Origin of the sequence: Brachyspira pilosicoli (assembly GCF_008016535.1) — a bacterium.
GTDB lineage: Bacteria > Spirochaetota > Brachyspiria > Brachyspirales > Brachyspiraceae > Brachyspira > Brachyspira pilosicoli_A.
Window position 1 is genome coordinate 30,195 of the sequence record NZ_SAXY01000032.1, and the last position, 26,672, is coordinate 56,866.

At 27.8% G+C, this 26,672-nt stretch carries 20 protein-coding genes; 3 read left to right on the forward strand and 17 right to left on the reverse strand.

The annotated features are described in order from the left end of the window. Nucleotides 1-157 precede the first annotated feature (157 nt). From EPJ72_RS05175 to EPJ72_RS05190, 4 genes are all read right to left on the reverse strand, one after another. A complete protein-coding gene (locus EPJ72_RS05175; protein ID WP_147731150.1) occupies nt 158-3,118 on the reverse strand; it encodes an Eco57I restriction-modification methylase domain-containing protein in 2,961 nt (986 codons plus the stop codon). Nucleotides 3,119-3,376: 258 nt separating this feature from the next. Beyond that, the gene (locus EPJ72_RS05180) at nt 3,377-4,297 is read right to left on the reverse strand and encodes a hypothetical protein (RefSeq protein ID WP_147731151.1); all 921 of its coding nucleotides are present in this window, start codon (nt 4,295-4,297) and stop codon (nt 3,377-3,379) included. Between the two features lie 481 nt (nt 4,298-4,778). Beyond that, nucleotides 4,779-7,550 carry an isoleucine--tRNA ligase gene (gene ileS, locus EPJ72_RS05185; protein WP_147731152.1) on the reverse strand — a complete coding sequence of 924 codons (2,772 nt, stop codon included), beginning with the start codon at nt 7,548-7,550 and terminating at the stop codon, nt 4,779-4,781. Nucleotides 7,551-7,921: 371 nt separating this feature from the next. Further along, nucleotides 7,922-8,584 (reverse strand): DDE-type integrase/transposase/recombinase, encoded by a 663-nt coding sequence (locus EPJ72_RS05190; protein WP_147731153.1) that lies wholly within the window; start codon nt 8,582-8,584, stop codon nt 7,922-7,924. 236 nt (nt 8,585-8,820) lie between these two features. Between EPJ72_RS05190 and EPJ72_RS05195 the strand changes: the two genes are divergently transcribed. After that, the gene (locus EPJ72_RS05195; protein WP_147731154.1) at nt 8,821-10,782 is read left to right on the forward strand and encodes a methyl-accepting chemotaxis protein; all 1,962 of its coding nucleotides are present in this window, start codon (nt 8,821-8,823) and stop codon (nt 10,780-10,782) included. 165 nt (nt 10,783-10,947) lie between these two features. Here EPJ72_RS05195 and EPJ72_RS05200 read toward each other — a convergent pair whose 3' ends face one another. The 11 genes from EPJ72_RS05200 to EPJ72_RS05235 all read right to left on the reverse strand — a co-directional run bounded on the left by EPJ72_RS05200 (nt 10,948) and on the right by EPJ72_RS05235 (nt 19,648). Further along, nucleotides 10,948-12,426, reverse strand: coding sequence for a hypothetical protein (locus EPJ72_RS05200; RefSeq protein ID WP_147731155.1), 1,479 nt, complete (start codon nt 12,424-12,426; stop codon nt 10,948-10,950). Nucleotides 12,427-12,552: 126 nt separating this feature from the next. Then, a complete protein-coding gene (locus EPJ72_RS13185) occupies nt 12,553-12,750 on the reverse strand; it encodes a hypothetical protein (protein WP_014936289.1) in 198 nt (65 codons plus the stop codon). After that, complete coding sequence (locus EPJ72_RS13190; protein WP_199749266.1) at nt 12,747-13,049, reverse strand: uracil-DNA glycosylase family protein; 303 nt, start codon at nt 13,047-13,049, stop codon at nt 12,747-12,749. The genes EPJ72_RS13185 and EPJ72_RS13190 overlap by 4 nt, the downstream gene beginning before the upstream one ends. Before the next feature lie 140 nt (nt 13,050-13,189). After that, complete coding sequence (locus tag EPJ72_RS05210; RefSeq protein WP_014932750.1) at nt 13,190-13,939, reverse strand: N-acetyltransferase; 750 nt, start codon at nt 13,937-13,939, stop codon at nt 13,190-13,192. Nucleotides 13,940-13,956: 17 nt separating this feature from the next. Continuing rightward, nucleotides 13,957-14,694: a lysophospholipid acyltransferase family protein gene (locus EPJ72_RS05215; protein WP_147731156.1), complete on the reverse strand. Its 738-nt coding sequence runs from the start codon at nt 14,692-14,694 to the stop codon at nt 13,957-13,959. A 126-nt stretch (nt 14,695-14,820) separates the two neighbouring features. Beyond that, entirely contained in the window at nt 14,821-15,051 is a 231-nt protein-coding gene (locus tag EPJ72_RS13730; protein WP_439897263.1) for a leucine-rich repeat protein, read from the reverse strand. A gap of 3 nt (nt 15,052-15,054) precedes the next feature. Then, nucleotides 15,055-15,657, reverse strand: a complete 603-nt coding sequence (locus EPJ72_RS13735) for a leucine-rich repeat domain-containing protein (protein ID WP_439897262.1) — start codon at nt 15,655-15,657, stop codon at nt 15,055-15,057. Beyond that, nucleotides 15,658-15,834 carry a hypothetical protein gene (locus EPJ72_RS13390; RefSeq protein WP_242004928.1) on the reverse strand — a complete coding sequence of 59 codons (177 nt, stop codon included), beginning with the start codon at nt 15,832-15,834 and terminating at the stop codon, nt 15,658-15,660. Between the two features lie 71 nt (nt 15,835-15,905). Then, the gene (locus EPJ72_RS05225; RefSeq protein WP_147731157.1) at nt 15,906-17,336 is read right to left on the reverse strand and encodes an SGNH/GDSL hydrolase family protein; all 1,431 of its coding nucleotides are present in this window, start codon (nt 17,334-17,336) and stop codon (nt 15,906-15,908) included. Between the two features lie 69 nt (nt 17,337-17,405). Beyond that, the gene (locus tag EPJ72_RS05230; protein WP_147731158.1) at nt 17,406-18,161 is read right to left on the reverse strand and encodes a class I SAM-dependent methyltransferase; all 756 of its coding nucleotides are present in this window, start codon (nt 18,159-18,161) and stop codon (nt 17,406-17,408) included. 11 nt (nt 18,162-18,172) lie between these two features. Continuing rightward, nucleotides 18,173-19,648: an MBOAT family O-acyltransferase gene (locus EPJ72_RS05235; protein ID WP_147731159.1), complete on the reverse strand. Its 1,476-nt coding sequence runs from the start codon at nt 19,646-19,648 to the stop codon at nt 18,173-18,175. A gap of 275 nt (nt 19,649-19,923) precedes the next feature. Between EPJ72_RS05235 and EPJ72_RS05240 the strand changes: the two genes are divergently transcribed. Then, complete coding sequence (locus tag EPJ72_RS05240) at nt 19,924-21,048, forward strand: glycosyltransferase family 4 protein (protein ID WP_147731160.1); 1,125 nt, start codon at nt 19,924-19,926, stop codon at nt 21,046-21,048. Nucleotides 21,049-21,139: 91 nt separating this feature from the next. Further along, the gene (locus EPJ72_RS05245) at nt 21,140-23,011 is read left to right on the forward strand and encodes an AMP-dependent synthetase/ligase (protein WP_147731161.1); all 1,872 of its coding nucleotides are present in this window, start codon (nt 21,140-21,142) and stop codon (nt 23,009-23,011) included. A gap of 59 nt (nt 23,012-23,070) precedes the next feature. Here EPJ72_RS05245 and rpoD read toward each other — a convergent pair whose 3' ends face one another. Together rpoD and dnaG are read right to left on the reverse strand one after the other, a co-directional pair. Next, entirely contained in the window at nt 23,071-24,834 is a 1,764-nt protein-coding gene (gene rpoD, locus EPJ72_RS05250) for an RNA polymerase sigma factor RpoD (protein ID WP_147731162.1), read from the reverse strand. Further along, complete coding sequence (gene dnaG, locus EPJ72_RS05255) at nt 24,824-26,638, reverse strand: DNA primase (RefSeq protein WP_147731163.1); 1,815 nt, start codon at nt 26,636-26,638, stop codon at nt 24,824-24,826. Before dnaG ends, rpoD begins: the two co-directional genes overlap by 11 nt. Nucleotides 26,639-26,672 lie beyond the last annotated feature (34 nt).

Here is a 26,672-nt window from a genome sequence, read left to right on the forward strand (position 1 = left end):
TATAGCTATATACTGAAAAACTCTTGCTATAATAAATCTTCTCATGCGAAATGCAACATGAAATATCTATCTGTAAGCTTTTTATATTCTACAATTTTAATAATATAATTCAAGTATTTTTCATAAAAAAATATAATATAAAATATACATTTTTAATTTAATTACCTTCTATAATTCCTATTTCCTCCTCACTAAGCCCATACAAAGAATAAACAATTTTATCAATAGCAGCATCAACAGCTTGTATTCGAGTATTAAGCATTTCTATAGTGTTAGGGTTCTTTTCGTAGGATAATTTTTTGTTTAAATCGATGATATTGTCAACAAGATTAACTAATTTATTTTCAGTATCCTTATCAGGCTCTGGAATTGGAAACGGTTCTATAGCATCCTTTCTATATTGAAAACCTGCACTACCTAATTGTATATTAGAATAAAAATTATAAAAAATATAAAAACCTGCTTTTGAAGATAATACAGACATAATATATTTTAAATGTTCGCCTGTCATAATAAAATTTGTTTTGTCAGGAATAAAATTTTCTTCATCATAATAAAAATTAGCTGATGTCGTGGTTTCTGGATAAATTAATTTCGGCTTGTCAAAATCTAATAAATAAGCACAATTTCTTAAATTATAAGGAGTATCTCCTTTATCTTGTCTTTTTTCTAATTGTTTATAATATTTATCCAAATGTTTTTTTATAGCTGGATAATCCTTTACGTCTATAGGTGATATATCTTTATTTTTTACTCCATTATGAATATTAATTAAATATAAATTATGGAAATTACAAATATATCTTTTTATATCTCTACCTCTAACTAATTTTCTAATAATTTCTGAACTTTTTTCATCTTCATTTATAAGATTATTTTTTGTTTCTTCATCAATAATAAATGCTTCATTAAATCCTGTTTTTATACCATAATTAATTTGCACACCCCAATCTTTTAAAGGTTTATGTTTAATTATTTTTTCAAAAATACTATTTTCAACATTATTCATTATTACCCATTCTTTATCATGATTGGCTATAACTATATCATTTTTAAATTCTAAATCTTTAAGATTTACTAAATCATCATAAAATTTTAAAGCCTTAAACTCTCTTGGTTCATTAATTTTTATTTCACCGTCATTTTTTGAATATAATATTATGCTCGTATCAACTGTAGCTCCTTTAAATCTTCCTGCTCCCAAATCTACAACACCATTAACATTTGCATTCCTATAAAAATAATCTCTTGTAATTGCACCATATCCCGCACGCATCCACTTATTAGAAGTTATCATTCCAACAATTCCGCCAATTTTTAATACATCTAAACTTTTTTCAAAAAATAACTGATAAATGTCGCCTGTTAAAACATAATTTTTATAATTAGCTTCTTTGTAACCTTCTTTAAGTTCTTTTTCCATACCTTGAATTTGAACATACGGAGGATTGCCAATAACAACATCAAATCCGCCTGATTTCATTATGTCCCTAAATTTTAAATTCCAATCAAAGCAGTTAATTTTATATAAAGTGTCATCGTCCAAATCTAAATGACTTTCATAAAAATCATTGCCTATCAAACTGTTTCCGCACTTGATGTTGTCATCCAATGACGGTAAAGCCCGCTCATTAAATAAATCCTGATTGTTCTGTATTGACGCTGGGCTCTCACCCTCCAAACATTTCATTAGCAGCGATAATTTCGTTACCTCTGCCGCATTGCTGTCTATATCTACACCAAATATGTTGTTGCGTAATATCTGCTTCTTTATCCAAATTGTTAAATCCCCATTCTCCTTTATTACATCTTCTTTCACCCCCTTAAACTTCGCCCTGTCCTTTATCTTGTTGTAATATTCTATATGATAATTAAGTAAATATTTATACGCCCCAAGTAAAAAACTTCCGCTTCCGCAAGCGGGGTCTAATATCTTTATATTGGCTATCTCCTCTGGCTTTTTGCCCTTTATAGCTTCTCCAACCGTATTTTTTACTATATAATCAACTATATACTCAGGCGTATAATAAACCCCTCCTGCCTTACGCACCTCTGGTTTTAATTCTATCTTCGCACTGTGATTTTTGCCGATTGTGATAGTTTTGCCCAAAAACTGCTCATAAGCATTCCCTATTATCTCAACCGATATCACAGAAAACTCATAAGGACTCAAAGGATAATAAAGCTCATTAATAATCTCTTTTATCACCTTATTATCAATCACAATACTGCTGCTAATACTGTCTTTAGAGAAATCAAACAGCCCTGAATTATACCTACCGTCTGCATGTTCAAAAACTCTTAAAAGGTTGCTGTAAAAATTGTCATTTTTGTTTTGGCAAGTTTTTTTCAAATCACCATACTCCTCAATGCCTCTGTCTTCCGCCGCCCTCAAAAATATAATCCTGTCAATAATCTGCTGAACTGCATAATTTAAATCGCGTACAGATAAATCTTTGTTTAATTTAGATATATTAGAAGCGAGTTTAGTACGAAGATTGTCAAGGGTGCTTAAGAAATCAATATCAACGCTTTCAGTACCTTTTTTGTTAGAAGTCCCTGCTATATACTTTTCAAGCGAACCCTGTTCAATTCTATCTTTATTGAGTATCTCATAGAGAAAATCAAACCTTTTTAAATAATCCTCAAAATGAATATACTCAATTCTTGCAGTAGAGGCCTTATCATTAACATTAGGTTTTCTAGTGCAGTCATAAACGGCAAGCTCTTCAAAATCTGTGAGAAAACTAATCCCGAGCTTTGCACTCCAGCCGTATCTTCTAAGCTGAAAAGCAGGCAAACTGTCATCTTTGAGATTAACACCGGGCTTTTTCGCCTCCACAAAGAAAACCCTACTCCCCCCAATACGAAATGCATAATCAGGAGCTTTAGTTTCTTTACCAACTTTAACTTTATCCTCATGAATTACATCTCTGTAGGTCTGCGATTTCCCTGCCTTGTTAGACACATCCCAGCCAAACGCCTCAAAGAACGGATCCAAAAAATCCCTTCTAGTCTCCGTTTCATTATAATTTTTGTTAGTATATTGTTCTCTGTTATTTCTAAACTTAATAACAAGCTCTTCAACTTTTTTATAAACTTCATCTTTGCTATACATAAAACAATCTCCCAATTAGTTATATAAGAAAACATTAATCAAAAAAACATTGATTATAAAAAACAATTTTGTTATTTTTACATAGTATAAGTAATTTTTTTTAATTATTCAATGAAATATAGAATTTTTTATTTATCATTTTTCAGAAAAAAGACTATACTACTAATAACTATATTATAAAACTACAACAAACAAAAAAGGACAGCCATTACAGCCACCCTTTTCAATTTAATACATTATAATTTATAAATTTATTACTTATCTTATTTTAGCTTTAACCTTTTCATAATCTAATATATCTTCATCCATAAGTTTTTCTAAGTTAGCTATTCTCTTATCCCCATATTGAACATGCTCAACATTATAAAATTTTTCATGTTCTTCATCTTCAAGAGAATGATTTAACTCATTCCATTCTTTTTCAATTTTATTATTATAAAATATCCAAATAGGTCTTCTACTACCATATTCTTTATCTTTAGCTTGAATTGTCAATTCTCTAACCATATCTACATAATCCACCATATGTGTTCCAAATACTTTATCATATTCTTTCATTTTAGAATACCATGGAAAATCTTTTTCTTCTTTACTAATTATCTCAAAATATTCATTCATTTCTGAATTAATAACTTTTTCTCTTTCATCTGTAAACGTATTACCAATAGTAGTAATTAATGCATGAGCATACATAACTTTTATTAGATAATAAGGAACTAAAAAATCAGATTTTACTAAATTATTTTTTATACCTTTATGTTCATCTAACATTTTAAACATATACATAAAAGCTTTTATAGCATTATAATCTAGTAAGTCATTTTCTATAGTTATTGCTTTCATAAATGTTGTAACTACCCCATTAATGCTTCCTGTTCCATATTGATTTCCAGCAACTATATTTAATTCATAATTAAACTTATCAAATATGGAATCTACCATATAATAATCTCCACCATCCATATTATATGAAGGTAACCTAAAATCAAGCATCCTTCTACCATAATCATACATTTGTTCTTTTTCAAAACCATCATCCACTATAGCACCTTTATCTTTCAAATAAATAAAATCACTATATTCTGGTTCTACAATTTCATATTTTTCCCCACAAGAAATTATTGTAATAGTAAAAGTTATTAATAGAATAATTAAAGTAAATTGTTTGATATTTTTCATAATTTTCCCTCTACTTTGTATTATTATATACTATATTTTTATATATTCTAACTATATATTGTTTCCAAATACTTAATTAAAAATATTTTCTTAAGTAATGTATAAAAACAAGAATAGTAATTATAATATGATTATATATTGAATTATTTTATATTATATAATATAGACAAGATTTTAACTATTTTCTTAAATTGATTAATAAGAAATATAATAAACATATATTTAAGTAATTTAAAATAATTTCTAAGATGAATAGCTGTGCTGTGCTGTGCTGTGCTGTGCTGTGCTGTGCTGTGCTGTGCTGTTATACATAAAATATACCTCTATAATAACTATATGGTATAATACATCAAAATTAAACATTTTGCAACTAAATATATAATAAAAATTAATAGTAAAACATTATAAAATATGAATAAAGCAAAAAAGGACAACTATTTATTTATAGCTGCCCTTTATATTTAAAAAATTATATTATTTTTTATTTTACTGCATCAGCACATCTAGTACATAACTCTTTATGCTCGCTGTCTGAGCCTACACTGTCATAATGTCCCCAACAACGTACGCATTTTTCATGACTAGCTTTATCTGTCTTAACAAAAGAAACCCCACCCTCTATAAATGTGCCGTCCTTGCTGTCAGAGAGTGTTACTTTACTTACAATGAAGATTTCGTTTAAATATTTTTCGTATTTAGCAAGCAAGTCTTTAGTTGTTGATTCTTTAGTGCATATTGTTATATAAGCCTCTAAAGATTTTCCTATTGTGCTGTTATCTCTAGCTCTTTCAAGCGATAATAATACATCATCTCGTACTTTAAGAATTGAAGCCCACTCGCTTTCTAACTCTAAATCAATTAAACTATCATCAGCTTTAGGATATAATTCTAAATGTACAGAAGAAGCATTTTCTCCTTTGTAGTATCCCCAAACCTCATCAGTTGTGAAAGGAAGTACAGGAGCTATTAATTTTACTAATACATCTAATATCTCAACAAGTACAGTCTGAGCACTTCTTCTTGAGAGCGAATCTTTTCTATCACAATATAATCTATCTTTTATAATGTCAAAGTAAGTAGCAGAAAGCTCAACAACACAGTAATTTATAAGTCTTTGATAGAATAAATGTAACTCATAACCATCGCAAGCTTTCTCAGCAACTTTTATAAAACTATGAAGTCTTGATAAAGCATATCTGTCTACAGGAAGTAAATCTTTAACTTCAACCTTTTCTTTACTGTAATCAAAATCAGAAATGTTGCCTAACAAATATCTGAAAGTGTTTCTTATTTTTCTGTAGTTGTCAGCAATAGCCTTCATCATATTATCACCAACACGTGCATTGTGAGTAAAGTCTTCGCTTATACACCAAAGTCTTAATATATCAGCACCATATTTGTCAATAACTTCTAAAGGTGAAACAACATTGCCCGCACTTTTATGCATAGCTCTGCCCTGCTCGTCTAAAGTCCAACCATGAGTAACAAGCTCTTTGTATGGAGGTATTCCTCTTATAGCCATAGAAGGCCAAATTGCAGCTTGGAACCAACCTCTGTATTGGTCGCCTCCCTCTAAATATATATCAACAGGGAAAACTCCGTCCAAATCCTTATTAGTTTTTTGTGATGCAAAAGATGATACCCCAGAATCAAACCAAACGTCCAAAATATCTTCTTCTTTATCAAAATCACAGCTTCCGCATTCACATTTAGTGCCTTCAGGAAGTAAGTCTTTAGCCTCTAATTCAAACCAAACGTCCATTCCTTTAGTTTTTACTATTTCAGCAAAATGCCTTGTAGATTCTGCAGTAAGCAAAGTCTTTCCGCAGTTCTTACAATAGAATGCAGGTATAGGAACTCCCCAAGAACGTTGTCTTGATAAACACCAGTCAGGGCGATTTTCAAGCATTTTTTTCATTCTTTCATGTCCCCAAGCAGGATACCATTTTATATTATCTAAAGATTTAACTGTTCTATCATCTATATTATCATGTGTCATATTCATAAACCACTGAGAAGTAGCTCTAAATATTAACGGATTTTTACATCTCCAACAAATAGGATAACTGTGAGTAACTTTCTCTTTATAGAATAATGAACCGTTATTTTCAAGTATCTCTACTACTTTAGGATTTGCATCTCTTACTTTCATGCCCTGCATTTCTGGAAACTCGCTTGTATATCTTCCCGCTTTATCTACAGGACAATATATATCAAGTCCATAATTCATACCTGTCTGATAGTCTTCCATACCATGACCGGGAGCAGTATGAACAACACCAGTACCAGAAGCAGCCTCAACATAATCAGCAAATACAACAGCAGATTTTCTGTCTTTTATAAATGGATGAGCTATTTCAAGTTTTTCAATCTCTTCCATAGATATAGGAATAATATCCCTTCCTTCTGATTTCATGTCTTTTTTAGATAGAACTGTATCAACCAAAGAAGTTGTCATTATTGCATATCTTCCGTCAATCTCAACAGCCACATATTCCAAATCTCTATTGAAAGCACAAGCCATATTTGAAGGCAATGTCCAAGGAGTAGTAGTCCATATCATAACATCAACATTACCGTTTAATTTATCATTGATTTTATTTAATACTGGAAATCTTACATAAACACTTGTAGAAGTATGGTTCTCATCATATTCTATCTCAGCAGCAGCCAAAGCAGTTTCACAGTCCATACACCAGTGAATAGTTCTAAGTCCTTTATATATGTAGCCTTTCTCTACTAGTTGTGCAAATACTTCAACTATTTCAGATTCATATTCAGGCGACATTGTAAGATAAGGATTTTCCCAATCTCCCATTACACCAAGTCTTTTGAACTCTTTTCTTTGAATGTCAATATATTTCTGAGCATAAGCACGGCATTTTTTTCTCATTATAAATTTAGAAGTTTCTTTATATTTATCTCCTAAGCTCTCTTGTACTTTTAACTCTATAGGCATACCATGACAATCCCAACCCGGAACATAAGGAGAATCAAACCCCTTAGCAGATTTATATCTCACAATAATATCTTTAATAATTTTATTTAATGATGTTCCAATATGAATGTCTCCATTCGCATAAGGCGGTCCATCATGTAAAATACATTTAGGAGCACCTTTTCTTAATTCTCTAAGCTTTTGATAAAGTTTTTCTTCTTCCCATTTTTTTATTATTTTGGGCTCTTTTTCCTTCAAACCAGCTTTCATAGGAAAAGCGGTTTTAGGCAAATTGATAGTAGAACTATAATCCATCTTTTTTTGCTCCATTTTTTTATTTAAAATTTTTTATAAAGATATTCAATTTTATATTATAAGCTAATTTTTTACAAGGTTTTTATCTTATAATAATGTCATGGAGCCATAGATATTGTACTTTTACTTGCTATAATATTTTTGATTCTTTCTTTGATTGTAATATACAATAACGAAGAAATCAATCTTTGATTGTTATAAAAATGTGTATATTCTTTTAATTTTTGCCTTAAGAACTCTACAGTTATATTTTTATTTAATCGTGAATAAAATTATCTTTCGTCTATGCCATGTACTCTTTCTACTACGCCGTTGTATCTCGGTGTCGCTATAGGAATATATCTTCGTTCTAATTTATTTTTAAGACAATATTAATCAAAAATATTTATTTTAGGAGTATTAATACAGCGGTATGTATATTCTAATCCATTGTCTGTTTGTATAGCTTGTATCCTAAAAGGTGAAGTTTTCAATACATATTTTAAGAAAGATAAAGCACTAGAAGGTGTTTTATCTTCATAGATCTGCCTCCAACTATAACGAGTAGCTAAATCTACAGCAGTGAATTGATAAACTCTTTTTCTGCCTAATTTGATATATTTAGTGTCTATTTGAACTATTTTGCCTTCTTTTTGTATTTTAGAGACAAATTTTCGTTTATCATATCGCTTCTTTTTCTTTTTTATTTTGTATCTCCAAAGATTATTTCTTTTTAGTACATTCTCTATAGCTGTAACCCCTATCTTAATGCCTTTACGATTTAAATATGCTTTAATATAATGCTTACCTCGATATTCTTTAGTATAGAGTTCAATAATTAAATTAATAGCTTCTTGATTATTAAAGATATTTGGAGAAGTTTTCGGTCTAGTGCTAAGATTAGCGACAGTTCCAGTGTCTTTATATTTCTTAAGCCAAGTATAAAAAGTGGATTTATTTATTCTTTCCATCTTTAAAAATCTTTTAATATTTTTAGTTTTTAATGCTTCATCCACTATAAATAATTTAAATTCTGTGCTATAATCTTTTTTCATAGTAGTATCCTTTTATTTGTTTTCTATATCAAAATATTATAACAAGGATACTGCTTTTTTTATACTAAAAAATGTCCAATATCTCACACTCCTAAACAAAAAAACTTATAAAAAATATTGAAAAAAATGATAAAAAGTTTAGAATAACATCTATTTAATAGACAAAGTTTATTTTAAAAAACTAATGACGAAAATACATAAATATGTATTTTTTATAAAATATATTGGAGAGAAGTATGTTTAAAAAATTAAATTTACAGGCAAAAATCAGTGCTGTTATATTAATTCCTTTTTTGCTTATGATTATTGTTTCTGGTGCTGTCAATGTGAAATCTGTAAGTACTATTACTAAAGATTTGTCATATAAGGTGCTTGAGCAAAGTTCTACAGGCGAAGCTACTATATTACAATTTTTCTTGAGAGAGGAATTATTATATATTACAGGTTTACAATATGATATAGAAACATTATATAATAATGGCACTAGAACAAGAGCAGCATACGAAAATATGATAAGCAATTTTTTAGACAAAATGAATCCAAATGTATGCGGAATGTCTATTACATTCTTACCAAATTATATAGACGATGATATAAATTATATAAATGATCCAAAATATTCTGCTGCAAACGGTCAATTTAGCTATTATATTGCTAGAAGCGGAAATCAAAAAGAATCCAGAGGTTTTACATCTCAGGAATTAACTGAAGATTACATAACAAAACCATTATCAACAGGAAAACCTTATATTACATCTATATATGAATATTTATCAGTTGGCACTCAAAAAGAGTTAATTTTTACTTGGTGTGTGCCTATTAAAAATAATGGAAACACTATTGGAGTTATTACTATAGATATACTAGTCTCTTCAATTAATTCTTTAGTAGCAAATATACAGCCTTTTGAAGGAGCAGAAGCTTCTTTATTTGATAGCGACGGAAATATATTATATGATGCACAAGAGACTAATAATGTAACTAAACAATTATATGCAGCATATGATTATTACAAACAATATAATGTATTAGACCAAATCAATAAAGGAGTATCAACAAACTTCTCTGCTTATAGTGCAAAATTAAAAAATAATGTTACATATACATTTGTACCATTAGAACTTACATCAGGACAGTATTGGGGACTAAAATTGCTTGTTCCAAACAATGTTATCTTTAGAGAAAGCAACAATATAAGAAATAGAATTATTATTATTTCATTAATTATTATGATTGTAGCATTTGTTCTTACTCCGCTTATTATCAAAAAGAAAGTAAGCAACGTTATTTATCTATTAGCACAAGATATGACTAAATTATCAAATGGAGATATATCTTGGAATCCGCCTGCACAGTTCTTGGCATTAACTGATGAATGGGGAATTATAGCTAAGGGTATGCAAAATACTATAACTAACCTTAATAAAATAGTTCAAATTGTTAAAAACTCTGCTGAGCATGTATCTACTGCTGCAAATGAAGTTTTGAGCGGAAATAATGACCTTGCAAGCAGAACTGAAATGCAAGCTTCAAGTTTGGAAGAAACTGCTTCTTCTATGAATGAAATAGCGAGCAATATAAATGAATCTGCTGATGGTGTATTAAAAAGCTCTCAAATGGTTATGGAGGCTAAAGAATATATAAACAGAGTTGGAAATATAGTTAAAGAAAGTGTTATAAAGATGAATGATGTTAATGAAGCTAGCGGTAAAATTATGGATATTACCAAGCTTATAGAAAATATAGCTTTCCAAACAAATATACTTGCTCTTAATGCTTCTGTTGAGGCAGCACGTGCAGGAGAGCAAGGAAGGGGATTTGCTGTTGTTGCTTCTGAGGTAAGAAACTTAGCACAAAATGCTCAGGAATCTGTAAAAAATATTACTAACCTTATTAATGACAGTAATGACAAGGTTACTTTAGCTACTGAAAGTGTAAAAGAATCTCAAAGTATATTTATAGAGTTGGAAGAGAAAATGGATAAAGCGGCTGATATTATGGAAAAAATAAATAATGTTTCTCAAGAACAAAAAAGAGGAGTTGAACAAATAAACTTAGCTATCATGGAAATGGATAGCTCTGTACAAAAAAATGCTGCTTTGGTAGAAGAAGCTACTGCTGCTTCACAATCTCTATTAGAGGAATCTAGAGATTTAACAAAATCTATTGAATATTTCAAACTTAGAGAAGAAGAATAATTTAATAAACTAAATTGTTAAAATATAAAGAGTATGTTTATAAATATTAAACATACTCTTTTTTGTATTTAAAAACATACTTCTAAACTAACTTTATTTTTAGTATTTAGATTTAAAATAAATATAAATAACTGATGAAGTTAATATAAAAAAATTAAAACTTTATTATTTTTCAATTAGCCACTTATCACCATATTGTTTTACTTCTAAAAGTAAAAACTTTCCCATATCCTCATTACTAATGCATAAAACATCATCAGAATAAATTGTTATATCATCAAGTTTCATTTGATTATTTATAATATCAAGATAATAGTCAATTTCCTGAGTTGCCAAAAACCAATCAGCATCCATACCTTCTGGAGCTCCGTCATTTTGTTTATTTTCTTCCAAATGCTCTTTTATTTCTTCAAAACTATTCTCTAAACTTTTAATATAGTTATCAGAAAAATATCCTGATTCTCTAAACTTAGATATATAATCATTAGCATTGCCCATATTAACTTCATAATATCCGCCATTTTCAAAATTAAACTCAACTATTTTGTTGAAGGCTTCATTTATTTCATCATAATTTTGAGCATACCATTTACAAGCATTATAATATGCTTTCTCTTTAGTGCTTTTATCATTAGAGTCAATTTGTTCAGGCAGTTTTTTATATATGCCAGTAAATCCATAGCTTCCGTTAGGCTCTGTTACTATAATAGTATCAGCATTTATAGGCTGAATTGATATAATATAGCCTCCATCAGCCCCCACAACTTCTTCATAATCTAGAGTATAAGAACCTACAGAGCAATAAGGTTCAACATATTGATTTTCTTCTAATATCATTTTGTTTGTGTCTGTGCTTTGAATATTGGTTAATATATCACCATTTTCATTTGTTATTATATTAATGGCATATAAATAAAAACTCTCATCATCATTTTTATTTAACTCAATAGAAGCATTATTATTTGAATATATACCGTCAAAATTATAATTATTAATATCCCCTACTTCTTCTGCTTTGTAGTCTGACTCATTTATTAATATACCTTCCTGTCTTTCATTATATTTATCAAAAGTTACATCTGCTTTATTCTCATAAGGGAAATTATCAAAATTAGGATTTTCTTTTACTTCTCTGTAATAATAATTAGAATAATAATTTTCTCTTTCCCATTTAGTAATTATAGTTCCAACAGGGTCGCTTTCATATCCCTTGTAATTATCCTCATAAAGAATGCCGTCTTTTACAGAAAAACCTTTGTAATTTGCGGCGATATTGCTTGGTCCTTTTTCGTATCTATCTTGTATATTATAAAGCTCATAATAATAGGCATTAGTGCCGTCTAAAGAAGATTCGAATATATAATTTTTATCTTCTCTGTAATCTCCAGAATTAAACACATACTCTATATCGCCATTATCTTTAAAAGTGTATTTAGCTCTGCCGCTTATAATTATTTTATTTTTTACCTTATCCAAAAATGCCGCATCTGACTGTGATAATATTTTTGCTGCAGGTATAGTTTCATTTGACTTAACTATTTCATTTGTAGAATTATTGTTATTATCAATATTTTCTTTTGTTTTACTGTTACATTGAATTATAATCAAAGAGATTGTTATAGTTAATATAAATATTTTTTTCATAATTTAATCCTTTTAATAAGTATACTATAGTAAATTTCTTATTTCAATAGATAATAATTGCTATATATCAAGTTAAAAATATGATTTTCTAATTCATATAATAGTTATTTATTAATGCAAATGAAATTAGTTTATTATTTTTAGCATAGCAGCAATATCTTCAGTTATCATTTTTACTTTTGATTTTTCAATTAAAATATTTCCTCCTGTAATTATATATGAAGGCATCACTCTAATTCCATTATAAAATAATTCACTATATCTTAACTTATAAGTAGAAATGGAAGGTATAAGATTTTTATTTGTATGTTTTTTACTAATCATATTAAATGCTTTTTTGGCAACATCCCCATAAGCATTATAACTTTTATATTTTTAAATAAAGAAATTTCTTCTTCAAGATATGGTAAACTATTTTTTATACTGCTTTTATCAATTGTATATTCTTTCTTTGGAGTTTTTACGGCATTTGTAATATATATTCCTATTTTCAATATATCATCTATTGAATTAACTTCAGCTCCAACACTTTGTAAAATATCAATAACTGTTTTTATGTAATTAGAATTATGTTCTCCATAAAAATCTTCTGAATGTTTATGCTGTACTACTTCATTTATCATAATAGCTTTAATTGTAATAGGATCTATTTCAATATCATTTATATATATGTTATCTGATACATTTACTTTTTTCTCAATCTCTTTTTTATATTCATATATTTATTTTACTCCATAAGTATTTATTTAAAATATTTATAGATTCATAATTTGAATTTCTTTTTTAAAAATGTTTCATTTAAAAGATGAGTTGTTTCAAATTCTCCATTATAAAAAACAGCCCAATTATTGAAAATACATGGTAGATTTTTAGCCTTATCTAATGTATCAACTGAAATCAGTTTTAATGGTATATTATTTTTATTGCAGTATTCTTTTATCTCTTCAATACAATTCGGTATATATGGGCATTGCATACTATAATAAATTGTAAGCTCTTTATTTTTAATTTTCATTTTCTTTGCATTTTCTAAAAAATATGGTTTCTTTCCATTAAAAGATAAAGCCAAAAGCTCATAATCATTTTTTATTGTATCCACTGTTTCAAAACCATATTTAATAAAAATTTTTTTGTCTGATAGAAATGGTTTTTTCTTTTTTGAACTAATTACGCAAATACCAGATTTATTTTTCTCTTTTGCATCATTAATACAATATTCTATAAGAGATTTTGCATATCCTTTTCCCCTGAAAGAACCAGCAACCCAGAGACAGTAAATATAGAAATAATTATCTCCATTAATAGGAACCCAAGCATTTTCTAATGGAGCATATTCAATAAATATTTTTCCTTTTTCATCAAGTTTACGAAAAACATGCCCTTCTGCAATCCTGTCTTTTAGCCATTCTTTTTTTATACATACTCCAGATTGATGCTTTTTATCAGATATAGCACAGCATAAATGTTCATTATTAATATTATCAATTGATAAGTTTAAAAAATTATCATTCACAATAATTACCTCAATAATTATAATTTATTTCTTAACTCATCATAATTTTTTGTCATTATGTTATACCAATAATCCAATTTATCATTATCATCACCTTCTATATCTTTGAAATAAAAAGGCTCTAAAAATCTTATCTTTATTTTCTTAAAAGGTCTTAACACAAAACTTTTAGCCTTCATAATATCTCTAGTACCATATATAACAACAGGAAGCACAGCTACATCTTCACATCTCTCGGCAATTTTTAATATTCCTCTTTTTGGTTTTTTAATCTCTCCGTCTTTGCTTCTAGTACCCTCTGGATATATTATTATACTTGTTTTTGATTTTAGCCTATCTTCCATATCATCTATAGATTTTGCTGCCCCTATAGTTCCCCTCTTTACAAATATATAATTAGCTAAACTCATACCAAAACCAACCATAGGTACTTTACCATAGGTGTCTTTAGAAACAAAAGCAAACATACCCTTAAATATTGCAAAACAACAAAATATATCAAAAGCACTTTGATGATTTGGAGTAATTAAATAAGTTTTTTTATAATCATAATTCTCTATGCCTTCAATATCAAAAGAGATAAAGGCACTTTTCATCAAAAAAGTTCCCCAGAGCTTTGCTATATTATGAGTAATTTTTATTGAAAGCCTCTTACTAAAATGTCTCACAAAAATAAACAAAATCAAAGCCACTATAAATAAAACAATAGTAAAAAGTACATTTAATAAAATATAAAATATGCTAAATATAATCATAGCGAAAAGTTTAATATAAATAAAAAAAATTATCAATAGCCTAAATTATTATTTTTTGTATTATTAATGCAAAATAACAAATCATCATCTTGTAACAGTTTGAAAACTCCAGCCTAAAAAACTTTTTCATTTTTCATCATCAATATTTAAATCATTAGGCACTTTCAAAGTTGTGAGTTTAAAACAACCTTCAAATGCATTACCTGTATAACTTATAATATCAGGAGAATTACCATAATAAACAACGCTTTTTAATGCTGTAAATGAAAATGCAAATGCTTTATTTCCTATTGTTTTCACTGAAGCGGGTATTATTAATTCTTCTATTTGCAAATAAGTAAAAGCACTTACCCCTATTGTTTATAATGAAGAAGATAATTGCAATTTTTGTAAACTTCCATTTGCAAATACTCCCTCTTCTATTGAAATTACAGAATCAGGAATAACTAATTCTTTCAAACTTTGAGCATATACAAATGCATATTTTCCTATAGTTTTAAGATTTTTACCTAAAGTTAATTTTTCTATGTTTTGAGAATTCTGAAATCCTCTTTCTTCTATTGTAACAACAGAATCTGGTATTACTATTTCTTTTGTATTATATAAATTATCAAAAGACATCTCTCCTATAGTTTTTATTTTATTTTGTGGAAATATAATATTTATAAATATATTTTCAGTACCATCAACTACATATCCAGAAAACATCCATTTATTTATAGTTTCATTGTGGAAATCAATATTTTTTATATCCATATCTATATTCATAGTACTATTAACTTTTGATGCTGCTTTTAAAGTTAAAGTATACAAAGATTCATAAGTACTATAATCTTTAGGAGTTCCCGTAAATATTACTCTATACGAACCCATTTCATCATGATAGGCTTTTAAATTCGCCTCTATTTGTTTGCTTATTTCTGCATCTGCCTGACCTATATCTATACCGTATTTTTTTATCAATTATTCTTCTGTAGGTGTTGTAATTGGCGGTGGTACTGTAGAGCCTCCATCTCCGTTATTACCTTGATTGCCATTATCTGGATTACTCGGACTTGAACACGAAATTGTAAATAAAAAACACAATACCACTAATAATACAATTTTTTTATACATGCATAACCTCTCATATTTACTCAAACTTTACATAATATTACTTAGAATAACATTATATATAATATATTAAAATGTTGTAGTTTTTTTGAAAAAATTTAATAATCTCTTTCTATTGTTTCTGTTATAGAATCATTAGTGTAAGGCAAATCAAAATAATCAACTACTTCTGAAGTGATATTATCATAAACTACCATATTAATGCCATTTGTGGTTTCCCTTAAATTGCTCCTGCTTATAAGTATTCTGTTTCCACTGTCTATCACCAAATCATTATATTTATTAAGCTCTTTATGATAAATATAATTAGTCTCACCCATTGAAGAAAATACAAGCTTGTTTTTATCTATAACATAAGAAACATTATTAGTATATATTTCATTTGTTATATTAAAATTAGAATACAAACTCTTAACAACATTATCATTAGTGGAATACTCACCAAGCATATTTATAACTATAGTATAATCATTAAGATTAGTGATTTTTTCTATATAATCATAAATATTATATGTATCCCTTAAGCCCATATCATAAACTTTATTATACTCATATAAAGCATTTCTCTCCCAAGTATAATAATTAGTATCTCCTCTTCTGTCCGGCAAATCAAAATTATCTTTTAAATATTTTCCCAAAAAGGAAGTATATTTCTGAACGCCCTTATAATTCAAATGCCCAGAATCATTATAATCTCTCCAAAAATCCAAATCATAATCATCATAATAATGATTAAAATTCATAAAAGGAACATCATATTCTTTTGCAATTTCTCCTACCCTATTAAAATGTCTTGCCTCATCATCGGTCATAGGAAAAGGAGAAGCTATCACAACAATAGGTATATTATTTGTTTTTGCTAATTCCAATATTTTTCTGTAATAAGTTTCCTGTTGCTCTAACAAAGGAAGGCTATCTTTAATATTTTTTATATTAGGCTTTTTAACAGAAAATGTTTTATTATGAAAAGAATATCCTTTAAAATATCTATAATGATTATAATTATTAGCATAAGGCACAAAATCTTCTGGCTTTAAATCTTTGTATCTGTTATGATATCTATACATAGGGTTAATAAACTCATCAAACCTTTCTGCTGCAGTTACTTTGAGAGAGTTTATTCTGTTTTCTGACCATTTTAATGCATAAGTGGCAGCCACTATCTGATAATCTACAACATTAGTTCTGCTTGCTGCAATAATATAAGACTCTAATGCAATTAATTTAGGCTTTTGATATTTTAAAACTTCTATTAAATAATGATAAGTACTCCAAATAGGCTGACTTCCAGAGGTAAAATTATAAGCGGCAATTCCATATTCATTAAAAAGTATAGCAGGATTAACATTATAGTGAACATGACTGCTTCCCAAAAAAATTACATCTATAGAATTGGTTTTCTGTTCATAAAAGCTGTCGCCTTGATATATACCATTTTCATTTTTAAATCTTAACGCTCTGCTTGAAAACCAAAGCAATGTAATAAATATCGCTATAAAGCAAATAATTTTTATAGTGTTTTTTATCATTTTACAAACAACCTATTATTTTATAATATTTTCTTATTATTTATCAAGTAATCAACTACATTATAATAATTATAAAAAACTACATTCAAATAAAAACATATCACATTTATCATTAACTGCAATTTCCTTTTCAAAAGAAGAAAATGTTTTAACTTGAGTAAATCCAACTTCTTTTAAATACTGCTCCATTTCACCATATTTATAAAGATGCGTCTGAAAATCCATAAACTCACTTTGAAGTAATTCAGTATTATTATACATCTCATAAATTGACGGCGAGAACTGAGTTTGAGTTTGTTCTTCATAATAATTTTTTGATTTAAGCACTATTTCAAAATCTTCTTTTGTTTTAACAGATACAGCAATATTATAATCATTATCATCTATACATCTATTTTTTATTGTATCAACTGCAAAAACAAATTTACCCGTTTTAAAAAGCCATTCTTTTATTCTTATTAGAATTTGTTTGCAAATATCAATATCTGTAAACAATGATACTGAACCTGAACTAATAAATATATAATCAAATTTTTCTTTCGGATAATATTTCATAATATCAGTATGAACTGTTTTTGCATCAGGAAATTTTAATTTTAGTTTTTGCAGCATTTCATTAGACATATCTATTCCTGTTATATCAAACCCTCTTTCTATAAATGGAATAAGAAATCGTCCGCTTCCGCATAAAGGTTCTAAAATCTTTTTACCTTTTTCAGCATAAGATAAATAAAAGTTTAATTCATCTTCAGGTGCTTTTTTATGTAGTATCTCATACATTTCAGTACAAAGACTGCCATAATAATTTTTTTTAACTTCACTCATTTTTATAATTCCTAAAATTGGAAATATATAAACTGCTTAGGGTCAAAACCCGCTCCATATTTTCCATATATTATTATAAAAAATAATAAGAAAAATATCGCTGCCCATCTAAAATATAAACATTGATTTTTCAAAAACATATAAATAGTTTCTTTCTTTATATATTTTATTAAATCAACTAAAAACAAAATCACCAAAGATATTATAAGTATATTCATTTCAAAACGGTCTAAACCAAGCTTATATAATGAACCGTCAAATATACGCCATAAATCTATTTTAGTAAACATTCTTTGTATATAGTAAAAAGCATCATGTATAGTTTCAGCTCTAAAAAATATCCAAGCCAAATCAACTATTATAAATGTAATAATCACTTCAAGCAATTTAAAACTAAAACTTTTCACTTTTACATTAAGCTTATTTAAGACATTATTTTTAAATTTTGATGTAATATCTTCTATTAAATAGCATACACCATGAATAGCACCCCAAGCTATAAAAGTAAAATTAGCCCCATGCCAAAGACCGCTTACTAAAAACGTTATTAATATATTTATGCTTCTTCTAAACTTTGAGCATCTGTTTCCGCCCAAAGGTATATAAAGATAATCCCTAAACCAAGTAGACAACGATATATGCCACCTGCCCCAAAACTCTTTTATGCTTCTTGCAAAATATGGAGTGTTAAAATTCTCCATTAAATCTATGCCCATAACCTTAGCTGTTCCTATTGCTATGAGTGAATAACTCGCAAAATCACAGTATATCTGCACCGCAAAAAGCAATGCTGATAATACCAATTCACTTGTATTATAAATATAATATCTGTTAAATACAGTGTCTACCAATATAGAAGCTCTATCCGCTATTACCATCTTCTGAAAATAGCCAAACAGCATTAATATTAAACCTTCTGTTATTCTCTGATAATCAAACCTTTTAATTTTATCCATATTCTGTATTTGACCAAGCAAATGTTTTGAACGCTCTATTGGACCTGCCACTAACTGCGGAAAGAATGATACAAACAATGCATACTTAATAATATTTTTTTCTGACTTTATCTCTCCCCTATAAACATCTATAGTATAGCTTAATGCCTGAAATGTGTAAAATGATATGCCTACAGGAAGCACTATATCAAAAGGCTTTTCTACCAACTCAATATTTAATGCCGCCAACAAAATATTAATATTCTGAAGCAAAAAGTCAAAATACTTAAAAAATACAAGTATTGCAATATTTATTATAAAGCTAAATGCTACCACTATTCTTTTATATTTTAATTTTTCTATTAATATACCGCTTAAAAAAGTTACAACAGTGGAAGTTGCCATTAATAATGCATATTTAGGGTTCCAAAACATATAAAATATATAACTTGCTATAAACAAACAAATATATCTTAACTTCTTTGGAAATATCCAATACAAAATAAGCGTTATAGGAAAAAATATCAAAAAATCCGTAGAATTAAACAGCATTTATATAACTCATCATAAAATATACATTTATAACTAAAAAAATCTTTAATTGTAATATAATTAAATTTTATAATATCTTAAATTATATTATAATATTATAAAACTAAATATATTACAACTTACTTTGATGAAAAGTGCAGAATATGATATTTCATACACTATATTTTTTATACATTATAAATAAATATATTATTTTCTTATACTAAAAAACAACTTATAAAACAAACATTATTTTTTATGTTGTAAGTTATTGAAAAATAAATTATTATATTAAAATGAAGATTAAAAAGATTGCTATAATGCATCCTACTTTTGGATATAATGGCGGAGCAGAAAATGTAATACTTGCCACAGTTAAGCATTTTTATGAGAAGTATAATATTGAATGTACTATTTATACTTACAAATTAAGAGAAAATGTTCCAGATTATATAAAACAAATAAAAACAGATATAACTTTAAATCCATTTATTTTTAGAAAAACTGCTAATTTTTTGGCTTATCAATTAAAAGATTATGATGCTATATTGATTCATAATTTTCCAGCAACTATATTTTTTGGCTTGGTTTATAAGTATGCCAAAAAGAACTCTATAAAACTTCCTAAAAGTTTTTGGTATTGTCATGAACCTAGCGTGCGTCTTTATGGTGAAGATGATGAAAGCTATAAATCTAAACAAAAAACTTTAGATTTTATTGCCCGTTATACTATAAAATTAGATAGATTTGGAGTGAGTTTTATAGATTATATAATGGCTAATAGTGAGAGAACTTCAAATTCTGTAAAGCGTGTTTATAATAGAGAAAGTAAGATTATATACCCTTGTGTAACTGGTTTTGATTATGTAATGAACACAAAAAAGGCAGAGCATTTTTTTTATGTGGGCAGATTAGAGAAAGTTAAGAATCTAGAAAATGCTATTATTGCTTTTAAGAGGCTTTTAGAAAGAATTGATAATAAAGATTTAAAGTTTATAATAGCAGGAAAAGGCAGATATGAAGAGAAATTAAAAAAATTAGTTTCTAGTATTGGTATGAACAAAAATATTATATTTGTTGGTTTTGTTAGCGATGAGGAGAAAAAAGATTTATTAAACAAAAGTTACTCTCTTATTATGCCAGCTATAAACGAACCTTTTGGACTTACGGTTATAGAGGCACTTTATTGTTCCTGCATTTCAATTATTTCAAAATATTCTGGTGTTTACGAGGTTGCTAAAGATTGCAGCATTTCGTGTGATATGAATAATATTAATGATATATCTAATTCTATGTATGAAGTATATATTAATAATGACAACATAAAAAGAAAATTGCTCTCTAATGATGATATTTTATCAATTTTTAAAGTTGATAGTTATTGTTTGAGTCTTTTAGAATATATTGAAAATCACTTGTAATATTTTTTATATATATTATGATAGTTAAAAGTAATTAGTTTTATAACATAGTAATAATTAACTATTTTAAAAAATCATTATCGGGGGATTTATGAAAGGATATAATTCTATACCTAGTGCTTATTTTGATACTGTAAAGGAAATGCCTCAAAGCCCTGCTTATAGATATAGGAACAATAATGGCGAAAAAGTAACTATAGTATATAAAAAATTATATGATAAGATAAATGCTATTGCCAAAGCATTTGATGCAAAAGGATTATCTGGTAAGCATGTTGCTATATTTTCAGAGAACCGCATAGAGTGGTTTATATGCGATATGGCTCTTTTAGCTATAGGCTCAGCAGATGTTCCTAGAGGAAACGATTCTACATCTGAAGAATTAAATTACATAATAGATCATAGTGATTCAATGGCTGTAATAGTAGAAAATCAGTATGTGTTAAATAAAATAGATAGATCTTCAAAAAAAATACAGCTTATACTCGTTTTGGATAATTCTATTCATGACCCAAAAAATAATATTTATTCATTTAGTAAGTTTTTGGAGTTTGGAGAAGAGGCTTTAAATGGAGATAAAGACTTTGCTGTAAAAAAAGCCTCAAAAATTAACAATGATGATACAGCTACTATAATATATACATCAGGAACAACAGGAAAACCTAAGGGAGTAATACTTACACACGGAAATATTTTGCATAATGTGAGAGTGCTTCCTGATATAATAAAGCTTCAAAAAGGTGAAAAACTTTTAACTATTCTTCCAATATGGCATATATATGAAAGAACAATTTCTTATGTTACAGCAATAGTAGGCTGTTTTACTGCTATTACCAATAAAAGAGATTTAAAAAATGATTTTGTTGAGGAGAGACCTGACATATTTATATCTGTACCTGCAATTTGGATTAATATATATAATGGAGTTATGAAAAATATAGAGAAAAAGCCTGCTGCAGTAAAAATGATGGTTAAATCTTTCATACAAGGCTCTATTAGATATATAAGAAATTTAAGATATCAAAATAATATGATTTATTTACTTGGGGATGAAAAGAGAGAAAGCAAAAAAACAGAGTATGATATATTGCCATTAGATCCTATGAGTCATAAAATGGCACAAAAATTAGTTTATAAAAAGATAAAAGAACTTACAGGAGGAAGGCTTCGTTTAACTATATCAGGCGGCGGAGCTTTGCCTATGTATATAGAAGATTTTATAGAAGCCACTGGAATTAATTTGGTTGTTGGCTGGGGTATTACAGAAACTGCACCTGTTGTAACTTTAAGGTCTCCTTTTAAAAACTATAGAGGAACTTGCGGAGCACCTGTGCCTGAAGTACAAATAGAAGTGAGAGATAAAAATGGAAATATTTGTAAAGACGGGGAATTAGGAGTATGTTATATTAAAGGACCTAATATTTTTAAAGAATATTATAAAGATAGAGAATTAACAAGACAGGCTAAAAAAGATGGCTTCTTTAATTCTGGAGATTTAGGAGCTTATACAAAACAAGGTGAAATAGTACTTACAGGAAGGGCAAAAGAAACTATAGTTCTTCTAACAGGTGAAAATGTTGAACCTCAGCCTATAGAAAACAAGGCTATGGAATCTAAATATATCTCTCAGATAATGCTTGTAGGTCAGGATAAAGCTGCTACAGGGGCTATAGTTGTAATAGATAAAGAGAATGTTAAAGAGTTTTTAGATAAACATAAAATGCATCATGATGAAAATAATATGGAAGATTCTAAAGATGTTGTTAAACTTATTAAGCATGAATTAAATAGATTAATTAATAGTAAAAACGGATTTAGACCTTATGAAGCTATTTCTAAACTTATTATAACAAGCAAAGATTTTACAATAGAAAATGGCTTACTCACTCAATCATTAAAAATAAAAAGACATAAAATAATGGAAGAATATAAAGACCAAATAGAAGAGCTTTACACAAAATAATAAAATAATAAAGGGAGATAATTAATTATTACCTCCCTTTTATTTTTATATAAGAATTTTTAAGAATCTAAAAACTCTTTTAATTCCTTCTTTTTTGAAGTGGCTCTTAATCTTCTTATAGCTTTAGCCTCAATCTGTCTTATACGCTCTCTTGTAACTTTAAATACATATCCAACTTCTTCTAAAGTGTGATTGTATCCGTCATCTAATCCATAACGCATTCTAATAACTTTCTGTTCTCTTTCAGGCAAATTATCAAGCAAAGAGTCTATATGCTTTCTTAAAATTTTAAAAGTTGTAATATTTTGTGGGCTTTCAAACTCTTTATCTTCAATAAGTTCCCCAAGTATAGTATCTTCTTCATCACCAATAGGAGCATTCAAAGATACAGGGTCTTTTGCAACGTTTCTTACGCTTTTAACCCTGCTTTCTGGCCATCCTAAAGCTCTTGCTATTTCCTGTATAGAAGGCTCTCTTCCATATTGCTGCATATACTGTCTTAATACTCTAGTTACTTTATTAATTTGTTCTATCATATGAACAGGTACTCTTATAGTTCTAGCCTGATCGCTTATAGAACGAGTGATAGCCTGACGAATCCACCAAGTGGCATATGTTGAAAATTTGTATCCTTTTTTGTATTCAAATTTATCAACAGCCTTAATAAGACCAATATTTCCTTCTTGTACTAAGTCAAAGAAATGAAGACCTCTGTTAGTATATTTTTTTGCTATAGATATAACAAGTCTTAAATTAGCCTTAACAATATGATCTTTTGCTTGAGCAATTTTCCTTCTTGAAGAATCAATTTTTCTCACCCATTCAACTAAAGTCTCTTTATCTGTACGAACTTCATCATAAATATCAGCCATACGAACTTGAGAATTATGGAAACTTGTTAATACCGCTTTTATAGCCTCTGGAGTAATATTAAACTCATCAACAAGTCTAGTATATATTTTTTTATTTCCAATTTCTATTTCATTATAGTAATTTTCAAAATCACTTATCTCTCTGTTGTATCTCTTTTTTAGTTTCTCAAAATACTCTTCTATTTGATTAATTCTATGAAGATAAAACTTTAATTTCTCTGCTATTCTATCAATTTCCATTCTATTAAGTTTTACTTTGCTTAATAGTTTTACTATATTTTCTTTTATTTCATTTTGTTCGTTTGTAAGAGTTTTAATAGTTTTTTGTGTAGTAGCTTTCTTTATTCTTTTGTCTAAAGCTAAATATTTCTCTGCCAACTCCACATATTCTTTTTCAAAGTTTTTATATTTTCTCTCTAATTTTCTCTTTTCTTGTGTAGAGACATTGTATATTCTTGGAGGCTCTAATATCTCATGTATAGAAACCTTTCCACTTTTTACACATTTAATAGTATTTAAAACTTCTCCAACCACTAAATGCGTATTTAATATAATAGATTCTATCTCAGATTCTCCAAGTTCTATTTTTTTAGAATACTCTACTTCATCATCATGTGTAAGCAAATCAACTTTGCCAATCTCTTTAAGATAAAGTCTTATAGGGTCATCATTGTTTCCAACTTTATCTTCTACATGTATGAATCTTGCAGCCTCATCAATTTTATTTTGATTTTTAGAAAGACTTTCAAATTCCCTTTTGTCTTCAACAATGGCAATCTTTCTAGCACTTAATAATTGAAAAAGTATATCCATTACATCCGTATCCATATTGTCTATGGTAGCATTAATCTCTTTGAATGTAAGATATTTGTTGGCATTTCCTTTTTCAAGCAATTTTCTAATTTTTTCATTATTTTTAATTAGAAGATCGCAATCCTCTTCAATCATCATAATCACTTCCTTGATATAGTTTTTCCTTTTGCTTATTTAGTAAATGTATTTCTCGGGCTTTATTACATATAGCTTCAAATCCTTCATTATTTTGGAGCGTTGCAGTTTTTAATACTTCCTCTCTCCTATAGTCTATATCCCCGCTTTTTATCTTTACAATAAGCTCTTCTAATTTTTCTTGTATATTATCACTATACAATTTTTCCTTGCTTCTTATCTGATTAGCTATATGCTCATTGCCTAATACATTAAGAGCATCTTCAGCTGTTGCATCTTTATTAAGAGTTAAGAGCCTTATATAAAATTCCCTTGTGATATCTTTCTTAATAAGATCTACACCTATCTCTTTCTCTGCCTCTTTTATTAAAGATGGATTTAAAGCAAGTAAATATATTAAACTATTTTCATAGTAAAATCTGTTATCTTTTATAGGTTTTTGTAAAGCAGAAACAACTTTTGTATTTTGAACTTTATTAGCTAAAGTTTTTAAATAATCTCTATTGAAAGCATCTCTGTCAATAGAAAGTTCTGATGAAACATGAGAGATTATCATTTGTTTTTCCGTCTCACTTTTCAAAACATCTAAATAATTATAAAATAACTTTACTATATAGAGCTTTTCTTCTATAGTAAGTAATGATATATCCTTATTTATTAATGTTTTTAACAAATAATCATACCAAGTTAATTTTTTATTATATAGTATATCAAAACCATTAGCATTATTTATAGTAAAAAACTCATCTAAATCTTTAGTTGTTTCTATCAATAGTATAGTCAATTTTAAATCAAACTTCAATAGTGTTAGTATAGCCATTTTAGTAGCTTTTTGACCCGCCTCATCATTATCTAAAGCTAAAACTACATTATTTGTATATTTTTTTATTTCTTTTGCATGCTCTTCTGTGATGGCAGTACCCAAGCTTCCAACAACATTTTTTATATTCATTTTGTGACAAGCGATTGTGTCCATATAGCCTTCCACTAATATAACTTCATCTTTTTTCATTATATGTGTTTTGGCTATATTTATGCCGTATAAAGCGGATTTTTTCTTAAATATTAAACTTTCTTTCGAGTTTAAATATTTAGGCTCTTTTCCATCAATGCTTCTTCCGCCAAAGCCTATAATCTCTTCTTTTTCATTGATTATCGGAAACATTATTCTATTTATAAATGTGTCATAAAAATGATTCGGATTATTTTTGCTTATGCTTGCTAATCCTAATGCATTTATATTGTTTGTGCTTATATTATTTTCGTTTAAAGCTCTAATCAAAGCATTCCAGCTTGGAGGAGCATATCCTATTTTAAACTCTTTTATAATAGAAAAGGGAATTTTTCTTTTCTTTAAATAATCTATAGCCTCTTTATAAAAATATTCTCCATTATTATTTTTTAATAAAAGGTTTTTACCAAAGAAATTGCAGGCTATTTTATTTATTCTTTTACTTTCTAAAAATATTTGGTCTTTATGTTTATTTTTTTGAGAGAAGAAATTACTAGTATCAACAGAAAATCTCTTTCCCAAATATTTTACAGCCTCTTTAAAATCCATAGCCTCTTTTTCTTTTAAGTATGTAAATACATTTCCTTTAGCACCGCATGTAAAGCATTTGTATATACCCTTAGAATCATCAACAGACATAGAAGGATTTGCCTCTTGACCATCTTTATGAAAAGGGCATTGAACGGTATACTGACTTCCGCCTCTTGATATAACTTTGTATCTATCTCTTAATATATCTATAAGAGATACATTGGATAAAAGCTGATTTAGTTTTTCTGTAAATAAAGTATCCACAATGTTTAAAATATAGTATAATTTAATTTATTTG